This window comes from Nostoc sp. FACHB-110, assembly GCF_014697425.1.
GTDB lineage: Bacteria > Cyanobacteriota > Cyanobacteriia > Cyanobacteriales > Nostocaceae > Nostoc_B.
On sequence record NZ_JACJRU010000027.1, the window covers coordinates 76707 to 92255 of the forward strand.

The window sequence follows — 15549 nt, forward strand, 5'->3', positions numbered from 1 at the left end:
ATATTTAGCTACTAGCTACAAGTTGAATTTGCATTGCTAGCATTTTTGAGTCTGTTACACAAATCGCTGAATGTTGTCCCTCTAGTGATTTCTGTAGTGATTTCTATTAATGGAGTTTTCCGATCGCCTAATCCGCCGGTAAAGGTTGTTTGTTTATTGGGTGCTTTTTTCAAATTCCCACCAGCACTAGCAAAACCATCTGATCTATAAACACGGATACCTAACTGATAGCCCTTCGTAGAATCAGTAATATTGGTAGGAGTTCCACCAGTACTCACTGTGCCTTTGTTGTAGCGAATTGCTTGAATGACAAAGTTTTTGGTATTATCAGTGGTACAGTTATTGCCATCAACAGAGACACAGTACAAATTAGTTGCTGGTGCAGAACAGTAACTATTTGCTGTGCAGGTCAAACTGCCCACACTGGGAGGATCATAACTGGATATAGCAAAATCGCTCGTACTGTTGGTAATAGGAGAATCAGGTGCAGTAATTATTCCAGTACGAACACCATCAATGTAGCTTTTAGCTGCATCAGTAGCACTTTCAATCCGCTTTGCTTGTACTCGTGTTGCTACTGACATAACCAACACAGGAGCGATCGCGGCTAACAAAATAGCAACCACTAAAAGTGCTACTAATGATTCGACAATAGTGAATCCTGATTCTGTAGATAAAGTTGCTTGTTGCTGTTTGTTATCAAACATAATTTAGCTATTTAGATAAATAGTATTAAGGGCAACTAGGACGCTGATCTGAACTCACAGCGTATTTGTAGTTAATTGCTGGAGTACCAGTAGCGGCAACAGCAGCGACATTATATTTACTATCAGCATTTTCGTAGCCACCAGTACTATCAACTTGAGCAGCACATAACAAACTTTTCACCCAATTATCATCTCTTGGCACTTCTCGGTAAAACTCATTAGGAGCGCTAACTGCTGGTGCTGTAAACCTTTGAGAAAACAAATCAGGTAATTGAGTCAACAATGCAACATCAAAACCCCAAACACGGTTAGGTGGCAGATAAAAGGGTGTACGTCCTACAGACGCGCCAGTGGCTTGGGTGTTAGTGACTCGATAACCTTGTGGGTATCCAAAAATTGTTCCTGATGTTGAATAACCTGAATTGATACTGTCTGTGTAATTGAGAATAAACACCTGCCAAGGTGCTGTAGCAAAGGAACTACGTTTAAATTGAATGAAAGAGCCACTAGCTTTTAAATCTATACTTTGCCAATTTTCTAAGAAACGCACAAAGTTTTCTAAACCACCACCTAATTCACCACTATCTCCAGTATTAGGTGGACGGCTTGCAGTATCACCTTGAGCAAATACAAGATTTGCTTCTGTAGCGGTAGCAATTTGAAACCAACCACTTATATTCTTGGTTTTATCACCATCGTCACTAGGTGCTGCTGTGTCACTTGGGGAAATATTGGGATATTGTATTTGTAATACTGGTACTAATAGAGGCTGTTCTGAAGCTATATTTCCTGTGAGACTGCTAAGGTTAAAAATTGATAGTGGATACTTAGGATCATAGTTAACTGTGCCTGAATTGTTGGTTCTAAACCAAAGGGTATTGTTTTGTGTCGTAGGCTTGTTGGTTGAGGAATTAAAGTTAGGATAGCTAACACTATTAATTGTGAGAGTATTACTAAAAGGCAGATATTTCACTGCACCACTGAAAATGCCTAGAGGAACTGGAGTTTTATCAGAGTCTAATACTAAGGCATTCGTTACTGGTGATGCATTTAAGGCAGTGCCAGCCTTAGTTACTGTTGTTATTGCGTTGCCATACCTTAAAAATGCTACTCGTCTTGGATAACTTGAAGTTGCTGAATTACTTGAATCTGTCGCTGCGGCTATTGTTGTAGTACCTGCCCAGAGTCTACTTTTATTGAAAGTTACACTAGCGTCAGCTATGGCTTTAAGTAACTGATTGGACTTAATTCGGTTTTCGGTATAACTTGTACCATTGTATGTAGTCGTATCTGCAAAACTTCCGTTTCCATTTAGGTCATATCCAACTACCCAATCATCAGGCTTGCAAGCTGTAACTATTTGTTTAGGGCAAATTTCCATAACATACTCAGCAAATGTTGTCCGACGCTGAATTGGAGTTACGAAGTTGTTGAAGTAAGAACTACCTGTACCAGTTCTAGAAGTAGAGTAATTACTATCTGTAAAGCTACGGCTGGTGACGAAGTTGTTATCCCAGAAACCGTTTAACCTTGCTGCTACAGTTGCAGTGATGTTGCTTTCATTAATATTTACGGCAGTGTCAGTCATATTACCGTTACTATTAATGTCAGCTTTCAGGACTGTTTCATCTAGCTGGCTAACAGATGTATCAGTCATATTACCGTTGCCATTAACATCGAATTTGATATCTGTTTCATCCAGTGTGACTGCTGTTGCTGCATTAATAGAGCCATCGCCATTGAAGTCATAACCTACAGGATAATTACCATAATTATCATTTAGGTCATAGTTACCATCGTTGCGGTAGCCTATTTGAAAATTACCTGACAATACAGTAATAGCATCAGCAAGCACTGTTGCCGGCCGCCATGTTTCACCTGTAGTACAACTAGAAAACTGATTCTTACGGCAAGCAAAGTTAGGATTCAGCCCACTAGCTGTGGTACTACCACGGGTATAAAAGTTACTCCAAGTGCTGTCTAAAGTTGCTAAAAATTCTTGCTGAGTATGTTGATTAAAAGTACCCCTAATATACACTGGCAGGTTAGTAGCTAAGATTAGACCTTTTTCTTCCGCCTTGTAGGTCGAGTTCCGACTTAAATCACTACCGTTAGTCAACATAATGCCGCTAGGACGGCGAGTAGGGTCAAGCTTGAAGTCTTTGGTACTTAAATCTATATCTGCACTAGTAGCAGAATTAGGGTCGCTGGCATTGCTAACATCTGGTAAAGCATCATCACGAGTCGCATAAATAATCCCGCTATTAGGAAAGAGAAACTCTCCACTACTCTTAGATTTTGTTCTTAATAAATTTAAATCCAAGACAGTTGTGCGAATTTCTAAAGGCTGACGAAACTCTATATCCAAATCATATTTTGTGGCACTAGAAGAGTAAGGTTTATCAATTGTCTTAATCTGCCTAGCATCCAGCAAGGTTCTTTCTCTAATAGCACCATGTGGAACAGCACTATTGGTGGGTGCGCCAATACTCCCATCCAAAATTTTTAAGGCACACATAGCAGAATCAATCGCTGATTGCTGAGAAAGTGTAAGATTTCCTGTATTCGCTAAAGCATCCTTAAGTGGCTTGTTTACCCAACGCCCATTGGGATATTTCAATTGTGCTTGGTAGTTCAAGACTGCTGTGTAATCAGTTGTTGCTAAGGAAGCAGCAGAGTAGACAATACCATTTAGAGATTTGTTCGCTGTATTTGCAGGGCTATCAGGATCAACTGCATCATCACCTGTGGACATTCCTGTTAAGCCTGCTAGAGCGTTACCTGCAAAGTCTGTAGTTCTATTTTTAGCTGTAGTGCTGTTGGTGGGATCGAAGTAAGTAGCAACACAAGCTATGGGAGTTTGATAAGTACTTGGGGTATTGGGATTATAGGATGAATCTTGATAGTGATAAACTGCCGTAGCCCGCATTTGTAAGTATGGTGTATTATCGTCAGGCAAACCTTGAGACTTGCTAGTAACACCTATGGGCATCGAGTCAGGCCAGACTGTCTTGATTGTATTGGTAAATGTTTTGGTGGTCTTATTGTAGTCATTCGGTAAATAAATTCCTGCACCAGTGACGACTCGCAAGCCTCCAACTACATCTAGAGGCCCTGTAGGTTTTTGGGCAGCTGATTTTTCCCAAAAGCCATCTCGTTCTGTCACTCCTAAATCATCTAAGAGGTTAGCTTGAGAGAAACGCTGACGAGTCGTGGTGTTGTTATCCCATTCCTTACCAGAAATGTTTTGTCCTTTTTCGGAACTGACGAATTTACTACTGGTACTGTCATACCAAGATTGTGGTAGATTATTACCTACTAAAACGCGATCGCCAATTTTTTGTTCTTGGCGTGTGGTTAAACTTCTTAAAACAGATGGATCTGTCGCTGGTAAATTAATCTTGTTGGCAGTACTCTGTGCATAAATACCTATTTCTGCATAGCCACCAGTCTCAGTTGTCCCATTACTAGGATCAAAGGGGAAAGCCCATACATTTTGTGGTCGCAGAGCATCACCACTTCCTTGAAGCGGACTATTTGTTGCATAGTCATAAGCTCCAGTTCCTGTTTTGACTAACGCATTACCACCAACACCCACCTCTGCGTAGGGAACACGACGTGTCCGTTTTTTGAAATAAATGGTTAGTTGCTGTGTCTTAGCATCACTATCTGAAAGTGTTGGGTCTGCTTGTTGAGCAGATGTAATTCCATTTTGAACTTCTTGAGGTAAAGACGTTGTTGCTATGCTACTAGCTGCTGCTACTAGGCGGTTAATTCTTTGAGCGTAAGCTGCATCGTTAAAACCTGCTTTGTTTCCATAAACAGCACTAGGCACTGTCTTATTTGTATTGTTAATGTTATCAGCCGTTTTGGGGCTACTACTCGTAGATGGAGAGTAGGGTTTAGTATCTTTATAAAAATCTACTACGACGCTAGTAGAGTTTGAAGTATCCGAGCTTTCATTGATTCGGGTATTGACCACATTGCCAGCAACGAGAATTTTGCTGTTTTCTTCTGTGTAATAACAGGAGTATGGGCTGCTAACTTGATAAAAATTAACTGTATTTCTAGTTAGTAAATTACCATTGGTAAAAACACGCCCATTGATCCTAATCCCACCTCCAGGTGAAATTTCTAAATCATTGTCATAAATTACAGCGTTATTAGAGAGTGGAATTCTTTCTCTGTCTTGTTGATATTCTAGAGATACAAAACCTTTATTCCCGGTAAAAGTTTCGTATTTGTTATTATCTAATCCTGTCAAACTTGTAATAGGTACATTAGTTGTATAAACAAAAATACTTCTTTTTAGTCTGCCACCAACTTTATACCAACCCTGGCTACCGACTAAATCTGCACTAGTAGCAACGTTACTTGTGCATCGACCACCTGAAAGACCTTCATCCATCGGTTGCGCTCTTGCTTCTAACGAACTTCTGGCTCTAGTAGTGCTAGGAGTTTTAAAATAAATACCGTATAAGGTAAAGCTATCAAATTTACCGTCATTATCAGTATCAATAGGATATTTCCAAGCTGATTGGAGAGTATCTTCATCTTCAATTGTGCCGTCACCATCAACATCCTTCACCAATTTCAACTGAGTTTCATCACCAAATGTAAATTCGTTAATATTATCAGTTATTACCTGATTTAATGAAAAATCTGACGGTGTTGAACGTGGTAATCTAGGGTCTTGGAATAGTTTATCTAATTTTGATTTTGCTCGATCAAGGGCTGGTGCGGCTGCTTTAAGAACTGTTTCATTAACTCTAACATTACTAGCATTTTTAGACCGTTCAAAAGAACGCAACAAAATAGCAGTAGTTAATAAAACTACTACTAAAGACACCATTACTACTGTCGGCAAAACAAAACCAGCATTAGCGGAACTTCTGCGTTTTTTAGCGATAAATAAATTCCGCAATAACCAAACAATTGTTTTTTTAATCGCAGATAAATATTGATTAATTAGGCGTTTTAGGCGTTTCCAAGGCTGTTTTTGTGTTTTGGATAGCTGGCGTTTTGGCGACATAGCTACTTTCCCGTAAAGCTTTTTACAAATAATTAGAAAATGCTTTTGCTATTGGCTAATCATGCTTGTTTTCTCAATCTCACAAGTATGATTTTAATTAATACTTATGCCAAAAATTATTTTGTGTTAGCAACACAAAATATGACGGTGTGTTCAAGTTATATCATTTGAGAAGTTCTCTGTTTTATTCGGAAAACACTGATCTTCTTGCACTTGTTGAGTTTGTAGCAATCACCGTAGAACAACACCGTAAATTTACATTTAATTGGCAGAAGTTTATGTCATAGAGAAATAACTTGGTAAAGGTATTGTGAATAGATCAAACTTATCTTACCCACCTTTCCAAAAAACATATCAGATCGAGACAACTTATTAAGATACCTTGAAAATTAAAAACCTCTCCGTTATGGAGAGGTGAGGAGTAGTTATTTTTGTTTCAGGTAAATAACCAGTATGAATATTGGTAGTTAATACTTTGATTAAACAGTTATGACATCTTTGATGAGCAATAGGACTTTTTTACGTATTTCACTACCCACTGATTAATGAATAGAAATTTGTGAGGTTAATTTCCCTCACAAGTTTTCCAATCTGGTATTAGTAATGATTGAGGTTAATACCTGCTTCTTTAGCCATAGCTTCTAAACCTTTAATTTCTAGGGTTTTGAGGGCTTTGGTTGATAGCTTCAGTTTTACCCAACGATTTCCACCTTGCCACCAAACGCGCTTAGTTTGTAGGTTAGCGTTTTGCAGGCGCTTGGTGCGACGGTGAGAGTGAGAAATTGCAAAGGCGTTATTTGCCTTTCTACCAGTTAATTCACAACGACGAGACATAGGAAATTGTTATTTCAACGCAACCTTTCTATTTTAGGGCTTAGGAAACAGATCGGGGAGGTTTCTGAGAAAACAAGACCAGGAGATGGGGAATTAGAGGCTAGTCTGATTACGCAGCACTATTTAGTGGCTTGTTCTGTTAGCTTGGTGAGAACTTCATTGGAACGCTCAACAAAAGATTTCATTCCTTCAGCATCAAAGCCTTTTTGAGACATTAGTGCCAAATCATAAACGTGTTGGCAAATCAAGTTTACTAGCTGACCTGTGGGTGAGGGAGTATCACCTTGAATAATACTGCCTTGGTTAAGATTTGCCAGATTTTGAATTAGGGGATGGGCAGTATTTACTAGCAAAATATGATCTTCAGGAAACTCTGCTGTTTGCTGCTGCATCATGGCGTTCATTTCTCGCAGACGGCGGAGAATTTCGGGTAACAGCACCATTGCAGGGGGTGTCCCTTGAGGGTCATCAGCTTTTAAGGCTTCAGTGCGGATGTTGAGTTTGGGTTTATTGAGGGATTTCTCAAAGAGTTCTTTAATGACTTCGCTCTTGGTTTTGTTAGTTGTGGGGTCAACTATTTCACCAGCTTTGTCTTTATCGAGCAGGGTGCTATCTAAATCGGAGTCTACGCGGGTAAATTTGACATCATTATATTCCCGTTCTAGGAAGTTGATGAAATGGGTATCGATGAAAGAGTCCATAAATAGGACTTCTAAACCTTGATTTTTGTGTAGTTGTATGTAAGCAGCTTGACTGGCTTCATCGGTGCTGTAAAATACGCGGTTTTCGTGGTGTTCTTTGTTGCGCTCTAAGTATTCTTTGATGGTGGTGTAGGGAGCGACGCTGCTGGATGTCGTAGGGGTGACATCTTGCCAAGCATCCCCTTCTTGAGACTGCACTTCAACAGCAGGTGTTTCGGCAGCTTTTTGTGCTAGGTCTGCGGTAGAGCGGAAGACGATGATATCTTCGACTTGTTTTTTGAATTTTTCGTCGTTGAGTGCGCCAAATTTGACGAAAGTGCCAAGATCCTTCCAAGCATTAATATACTGCTCGCGGTTATCGCGGTAAAGTTCTTTGAGTCTGTCGCCAACTTTCTTCGCTATGTAATCACCGATTTTGCGAACGGTGCGATCGCCTTGTAAGGCACTACGTGATACGTTTAAGGGAATATCAGTGCTATCAATTACCCCGCGCATTGGCATCAAGAACTGTGGGATGATTTCGTCGCAGTTGTCGCTAACAAAAACTTGATTGCAGAATAATTTAATTTGCCCTTTCGTCACATCTACGTCAGGTCGCATTTTAGGGAAGTACAAAATCCCATTAATAATGAAGGGATAATCCGTATTTAAATGTACCCACAGTAAAGGTTCTTCTTGAAAAGGATACAGATAGCGATAAAATTCCAAATAATCTTCTTTGGTTAAGCTACTAGGAGACTCCCGCCAAGGTGCTTTTTGTCTGTTTAAGACTTCACCATCTAATTTGATGGGTACTGGCATAAAATCGCAGTAAGTCTTGACAAGATTTTTAATCCGTGCAGGTTCTAAATATTCTTCCTCATCAGGTAGTAGAGTCAAAGTAATTGTAGTACCGCGAGTTGTGCGGGGAGACTCATCTAAAGTAAACTCTGGTGATCCGTCACAACTCCAGTGAACAGCTCTTTCTCCCTCTTTGTAGGATAGAGTATTAATTTCTACCTTTTGTGCCACCATAAATGATGAGTAGAAACCCAGACCAAAATGACCAATAATCGGTTGGTCTGCCTTGCCTTGATACTTATGAATAAATTCTTCAGCACTGGAGAAAGCCACCTGATTGATGTATTTCTTCACCTCATCGGCAGTCATACCAATGCCATTATCACTGATGGAGAGAGTTTTTTGATCTTTATCAATGGTGACTTGAATTTCTGGTTCATCAACTTCTCCCGCGTATTCACCAGCACGGGATACCATTTTTAGCTTTTGAATTGCGTCTACAGCGTTAGAGACAAGTTCCCGCAAGAAAATTTGATGGTCTGAGTAGAGAGATTTCTTGATGATTGGGAAAATATTCTCAGTATGAATAGTGATAGTGCCTTGTTCTAGCATATTCGGTAGTTTTCGTTTTAACTGCAATATGTGTACGTTTACTTAGGCCAGCATACCCTACACTTCTCTTTTGTCTACAATCATAAACAAATGAAACAAGTGAGGGTGTATACAAATTAGGATTTTAAAGGCATAAACCACTATGTGAATCTTCTCTATGGCAAGATTTGCCGCACAAATCTGATTCGGATTTCCCTACCACTTATTAGATACAATGAATCTACTGTGATATTCAGTGCGAGTTGTTAACAATTATTCACATAATTTTCAAAATTATTTGACTTATTTTTTTTGTGCTTGTATTTTCACATATTTCATATTAAGGAATTAATATTTTTAACAATGCTATTAAAGTTAACTTTTCACATATAGCAGGTGGCTTATATTTAATATATTTACCCAGAAATTTTAAGGATATCCAACGTTTATAAAAGTTAATTGGTCTTTCTACAGATTTGAATGTTAAATATTTGTATAAATAGGCAAGACTGCGAATTTTCAAATGTTGTAAAGATGTAGCTTTATCAGAACAAAAAGCACGTTCAATAACCTTTAAAGATTCTATTTCTTGTACTTTAATGTTACTGGACATTGAGTTAGCTGAAACTCTATACAAAATTTGAGCTTTTGGCACAACTACAAACTTATAGTTAGCAGCTAGCCTTAACCACATATCCCAATCTTCAGCCGCTTTAAGTGTTTCATCAAAATTACCGACTGCCTGAATTGCTTCATAACAAATCAAAGGATTAGAGCCATTTTCTAAGAAATTCCATTGTAATAGTTGTTTGTATACATCACCTGTTACCGTGACACGTCTACCTGCTTTGAAAAACTGTTCATTACCATCGATGTAGTCAGTCCAACTATAAGCCACAGCAGCATCTGAGTTATTTTCTAGCAGTTGTATTTGTGAGTCTAGTTTATCAGGTGTCCAAAGGTCATCAGCATCAATAAACGATATATATTTGCCTACACAGCGAGATAAACCTCTATTACGGCTAGCAGCTAAACCAGCATTTGGATAAGAAAATACCTGTAAACGAGAATCATTTATATTTTTAATAATATGTAATGTTGAATCTGTAGAACCATCGTTAATAACTATAACTTCTAATGACTTAAAAGTTTGGTTTAAAACGGAATTAAGAGTTTTTTCAATTGTTTTTTCACCGTTATAAACAGGAATAATTACAGAAATTTGCGGTTGCATATTAATTACAGCGTTTCTCAGTTTGGTGCAGTACACCTTTAAAGGCGGAGAGAGACTAGGGGCTAGGGACTAGAGACTAGAAAATGTACTTCATCCATATCAAAAATGGTGGATGTATTTTTTTCATAAAAATCTTCAATTATAGGACTTACGCACAGCCTACGGAAAATCGAACCACAGAGGCACAGAGTTCACGGAGAAATGAGAGTTTGAGAGTTTTTTTGCGTAAGTCCTAAAATTATCTCAAAACTATATTATGCTGAAAATATTTAGGTTTTATTAAAGTTAATTATGATAATTTTTCATATCCTAAAAAAGTACTAGTATTAGAAAGCTTAGTAAATTTATTGAACAACTTGATAGATAATCGCGGTGGTAAAAAAGCCATCATCATCAGTTTAATAAATGATTTAAGCATGATTGGTTTGAATATAAGAGATGGATCAGTTTTAATAGCTGTCGTCAAAATTCGCATTGCTTGAAAAGTATTATGTTTTCCCGGAGGAACTTCTAAAACTTTGTAGCTTAGATATTTATAGAGATTAGCTATACTGTATTTTTTAAGATGTTGTAAAGATTCAGCTTTTTGATTAGCAAATGCTCGGGAAATAACTTGTAAGTTGGATTTTTCCAGCCCTACAATATCAGAAGACATAGAATAAGGAGATATGCGATATAAAATTTGAGGTTTTGTGACGACAGTAAATTCATAATTTGCTGCTAAACGTAACCACATATCCGTATCTTGTGCATTACTCAGTGCTTCATCAAAGCCACCAACTTGTAAGAAAGCACTTCTCTTCATCATTACGTTAGAACCATTACCGATAAAATCATCAAGCAAAAATTTATCGTAGACATCTCCTTTGTGATGAACGTAAGAACAAGCGCGTAAAAATTTACCGTTTTCATCTATACAATTTGTCCAGCTATAGACGACAGCCGCTTCAGGATAGTCTAGTAAAGCCTTGTACTGGGCTTCTAGTTTATCCGTAGTCCAAAGATCGTCAGCGTCTATAAAAGTTACAAATTCACCAACAGAATGCTCAACTCCACGATTACGGTTAACTGCTACGTTCGCTTTAGGATAAGAAAATATTTTTATCCGCGAGTCTTGGAAGCGGGAGATAACTTCTAAAGTTGAATCACAAGAACTAGCATTAATAATAATTAGTTCAAAATCATCAAAGGTTTGCTGTAAAACAGAGTGAACTGTTGCTTGAATAGTCTTTTCACCATTAAATACTGGAAGAATTACTGATATTAAGGACATATAATGGGTGCTATATCTGTATCAATAAATTATTTGTATATATATTAATCAGATATATATAACCCTACCCTCAGTATAATCTCATAATTTTCTTCAATTGAATAGAAAGTACATAAAAGGGACTAATGAAAGTTGCAATAAGTCTTGCTAATTCGCAACTGACAAGCATATCAGTTTTAATTTTTCTATAATTATAAAGATAATATAATATCAATTTATATCCATCGTTTATTAAATAAAGCAAAGAAAAAATAGGCCTTTGCCATTTTTTTAGTAACAACATTCTTAAGTGATAGCGACTTAAACCAATACCCCGTAGTAAAGAAATAAAGTAACTTTTTTCTAATCTCCAAGGTGGAATAATATGCTCAATTACCATTGCTGGGTTATACCAAATTTCCCATCCAGCTTGATAAATATAGGATAAAGCTTCTGCATCTTCACCTGCTAAGAAAGAGTTTCCAACTCTCCCTACTAAAAAAAGACGATTAGGTACATATTCTTTCCATACTTGGCGACGTATTACTAGACCCGCTCCTGGAGGAAACCCCTTTTTTTGAGGCTCATATAAAATAGGTTGTGAACCTCTTTCGTTAATCGCAAGGTAAAAGAGAATTGGTCTAAGTTGTGCTGGTGGTTCGACTTCAAATCTTCCATGAATTTGGCTAGAATATGCACCAGCTTTTTGATTTTTTTTTCCAAATTCATACGCTGAGATAACCCAATTATTGGCAGGTAAATTATCATCATCTAAAAAACCAACTAATTCACTTTTAGCTTCTTGAATGGCTTTGTTTCTAGCAAATGCTAATCCTTGTTCTGGCTCGAAGTAATAGTGCAATGTTAAATATTTAGGCCAATTATGTTGATAATCTTTAATAAGTTGTGCTGTGCCATCTGTACTATTATTATCTACTATAATAATTTCCCAATTGATATTATTTAAACAAATTTGAGTTTGCAATCTTTCTAAAACTTGAGGCAAACGGTTTACACCATTGTAGGTTGGTATTGCTACAGTAAAGTCAATAGACATAAAAACTCACTCAAAATTGATATCAAGCTTCCTAAGAGTTTTATTATTCCCAAGTTGTGGTAGAAACAATAGTTGTTAGATAAATTTAAATTTGTTTATATATCAACACTACTTAGTTAAGAATAATTAGGATTTTCCAGAATATTGTTTAGTTAGCAATCTTACTAACTACAAAATTGGCGTTGGTTAATAAACAGTTTACAGCCTAAACTGAACTGGATTAAATTCTCAGCTAGTGAAGCAGGCGTAAATATCCAAGTATTTTTAGTAACAGAAAGTAGGATCGGGAACAAACACTATCAGCAGTTCCCATTAGTTATCTAGAAATTGGGAAATTTTTGGAAAGGAAAAATTTAATTGTTAACTTTTCCTTTCCATAATCGTTTAAGAGACAAATGCTAACTAAAAAACTAGGTTGTGATTTGGGTGACGGCTAATTTGGCTGGTTGTTTTTTGCTAAAAGTTAAGCCATTTTCATTTTTATCAATGAGAATGGTATCGCCAGCGATGAAAGTATTTTCTAGGATTTTAGTAGCGATGGGGTTTTCTACTTCTCGCCGAATGGCTCGTTTTAAGGGGCGAGCGCCATAAACTGGGTCATAGCCCATTTCCACTAAGTAATCACAAGCTTCAGGGGTGATTTCAAAGTAAATTTTTTGTTCTTTCAGCAGGTTTTCAACCCGCTTGAGTTGAATACGGATAATATGTCCCATTTCGGAACGGCTGAGGGTATGGAAGAGAATTTTCTCATCAACACGGTTGAGAAATTCGGGGCGGAAGTGCGATCGCAGTGCATCTAACACCCGATTCCGCATCATATCATATTTAGAATCATCACCAGACACATCTAAAATATGTTCGCTACCAATGTTACTGGTCATGACAATGACGGTGTTGCGAAAGTCTACTGTTCTGCCTTGAGAATCCGTAATTCTACCGTCATCAAGTACTTGTAATAAAATATTAAACACATCGGGATGAGCTTTTTCGACTTCATCCAACAGTACTACTGAGTAGGGATGGCGGCGCACAGCCTCGGAAAGTTGACCGCCTTCTTCGTAACCTACATAACCTGGAGGCGCACCAACTAACCGCGCTACCGAGTGTTTTTCCATATACTCGGACATATCTAAGCGTACCAAAGCGTCCTCAGAATCAAAGAGAAACTGTGCTAATGCACGGGCGAGTTCAGTTTTACCTACACCAGTCGGCCCCATGAACAAAAATGAACCAATGGGACGGTTGGGTTCTTTCATCCCGGCGCGAGCGAGGCGAATGGCCGCAGCTACGGCTTCCACGGCTTCATGTTGCCCAATGACGCGTTCATGCAAATGGCTTTCGAGTTGCAGTAATTTTTGCCGCTCTGATTCTAGGAGACGGTTGACGGGAATACCTGTCCACTTAGCGACGATTTCGGCGATGTCGGCTTCGGTGACTTGTTCGCGCAGTAAGGTAGAACCTTGGCTTTGCAGTTCTAAAAGCTTGGCTTCTTTGGCTTCGCGATCGCGCTGTACGCCCTCTAATTTGCCATACTTCAATTGGGCAGCTTTATTTAAATCATACGCCCGTTCTGCCTGATCGATTTGGACGCGCAAGGCTTCTTCTTCTTTCTTTAAGCCGCTAATAGCTTCTAATAACTGCTTTTCACCTTGCCATTGTTCGTTAAATTCTTGCTGTTTTAGCTTTAACGTGTCAATTTCTTGTTCAATGCGTTGCAAACGTTCTCGCGTTTGGGTAGGGACTTTTTCTTCTCCGGCTAGTGACAGCTTTTCCATTTCTAGCTGCATCAAGCGGCGGTCAATGGTTTCGAGTTCCGAAGGTTTGGAGGTAATCTCCATTTTTAACTGGGCGGCGGCTTCATCTACCAAGTCAATGGCTTTGTCGGGTAAAAAGCGGTCAGAAATGTATCGCGCGGATAAAGTAGCCGCCGCTACCAATGCCGAATCAGAAATTTTTACGTTGTGATGGACTTCGTAGCGTTCTTTTAAACCCCGGAGAATAGAAATGGTATTTTCTACATTGGGTTGGTCTACGAAAACTTGCTGAAAACGGCGTTCTAAAGCTGCGTCTTTTTCGATGTATTTGCGGTATTCATCTAAAGTGGTTGCGCCAATACACCGCAATTCACCTCTAGCCAGCATGGGTTTGAGTAAATTCCCCGCATCCATCGCCCCTTGCTGGTTAGAACCAGTACCGACAACGGTGTGTAATTCATCGATAAATAGAACGATTTGCCCGTTAGACTCAGTAACTTCCTTGAGTACAGCTTTCAGGCGGTCTTCAAATTCACCACGGTATTTTGCCCCAGCGATTAAACTACCAATATCTAAAGAAATTAACTGACGGTTTTTGAGAGATTCGGGGACATCACCGTTAATGATACGTTGTGCTAAAGCTTCAGCGATCGCAGTTTTGCCTACACCAGGTTCACCAATTAACACTGGGTTATTTTTGCTACGGCGAGACAACACCTGAATCACCCGGCGAATTTCATCATCCCGACCAATAACTGGGTCGAGTTTTCCGGCTTTGGCTTGCTCTGTTAAATCTCTACCAAATTTTTGTAAGGCTTCATACCGAGATTCGGGATTTTGATCTGTCACTTTTTGGCTACCGCGTACAGCTTTAATCGCCGCCTCTAGAGTACCACTATCAGCATTAAAACCTTTGAGTATCCGCCGCCCGATGCGTTCATCTTCTGCAAAACCTAAAAGAATGTGTTCTACAGAGATGTAAGTATCTTTCATTTTGACTCTAGCTTCTTCGGCACGGTCAAGTAGCGTGTCTAAGCTGCGGCCGAGATAAAGCTGGTCATTATTGCCGACTTTTGGTTGGCGTTGGGTGTAAGCTTCTAGTTGCTGCTGTAAGCGGATGGGGTCGATTTCCGCCCTTGCTAAGATGCGGATAGCTAAACTTGTGGGTTCTTCTAACAGGGCAATAATTAAATGTTCAACGTCTAATTGTTGTTGTTTATAGGCACGCACTATATCCTGAGATTTAACAATTGCTTCCCAGGCTTTATCAGTAAATTTATTAGGATCTGTAGGCTGCATCTTTACGATTTTGAATTGCGGATTTTATTTAAAGAAGTTGGGTGTTGAGTCAAGGTGGAAAATTTAGACGTACAAGATGCGATCGCGGCATCTCCTGATAGTAGCGTAGGATGAGAAGGGGCTAGGCTAAAACGTCAGCTAGAACTTGATACTTCACACTTTATACTTTCTCACCCCAGATTTAACAAAAAAGGATAGAAGGGTGTAAGGGTGTAGATGTATGGAAGTGTATGTATCCACCACCCTTTCACCCCTAAACCCAGTCTCTACAGACAATTTTTGTGCGTAAGTCCTGCTCAAGTGAAACG

General features: G+C 38.8%; 8 protein-coding genes. All 8 read right to left on the bottom strand.

Features of this window, described 5'->3' with window-relative positions; genetic code table 11:
* Positions 1–11 precede the first annotated feature (11 nt).
* The 8 genes from hpsB to clpB all read right to left on the bottom strand — a co-directional run bounded on the left by hpsB (position 12) and on the right by clpB (position 15241).
* Positions 12–707, bottom strand: a complete 696-nt coding sequence (hpsB, locus tag H6G69_RS22075; RefSeq protein WP_190691263.1) for a hormogonium polysaccharide secretion pseudopilin HpsB — start codon at positions 705–707, stop codon at positions 12–14.
* 25 nt (positions 708–732) lie between these two features.
* Positions 733–5739: a hormogonium polysaccharide biosynthesis protein HpsA gene (hpsA, locus tag H6G69_RS22080; protein ID WP_190691264.1), complete on the bottom strand. Its 5007-nt coding sequence runs from the start codon at positions 5737–5739 to the stop codon at positions 733–735.
* Between the two features lie 597 nt (positions 5740–6336).
* The gene (gene rpmB, locus H6G69_RS22085) at positions 6337–6573 is read right to left on the bottom strand and encodes a 50S ribosomal protein L28 (protein ID WP_190691265.1); all 237 of its coding nucleotides are present in this window, start codon (positions 6571–6573) and stop codon (positions 6337–6339) included.
* A gap of 119 nt (positions 6574–6692) precedes the next feature.
* Positions 6693–8666 carry a molecular chaperone HtpG gene (gene htpG, locus H6G69_RS22090; protein ID WP_190691266.1) on the bottom strand — a complete coding sequence of 658 codons (1974 nt, stop codon included), beginning with the start codon at positions 8664–8666 and terminating at the stop codon, positions 6693–6695.
* A gap of 319 nt (positions 8667–8985) precedes the next feature.
* Positions 8986–9879 (bottom strand): glycosyltransferase, encoded by an 894-nt coding sequence (locus H6G69_RS22095; protein ID WP_190691267.1) that lies wholly within the window; start codon positions 9877–9879, stop codon positions 8986–8988.
* A 289-nt stretch (positions 9880–10168) separates the two neighbouring features.
* Positions 10169–11152, bottom strand: a complete 984-nt coding sequence (locus H6G69_RS22100) for a glycosyltransferase (protein WP_190691268.1) — start codon at positions 11150–11152, stop codon at positions 10169–10171.
* Between the two features lie 70 nt (positions 11153–11222).
* Positions 11223–12188 (bottom strand): hormogonium polysaccharide biosynthesis glycosyltransferase HpsE, encoded by a 966-nt coding sequence (hpsE, locus tag H6G69_RS22105; RefSeq protein ID WP_190691269.1) that lies wholly within the window; start codon positions 12186–12188, stop codon positions 11223–11225.
* A 410-nt stretch (positions 12189–12598) separates the two neighbouring features.
* Positions 12599–15241 (bottom strand): ATP-dependent chaperone ClpB, encoded by a 2643-nt coding sequence (gene clpB / locus H6G69_RS22110; RefSeq protein ID WP_190691270.1) that lies wholly within the window; start codon positions 15239–15241, stop codon positions 12599–12601.
* Positions 15242–15549: the final 308 nt, after the last annotated feature.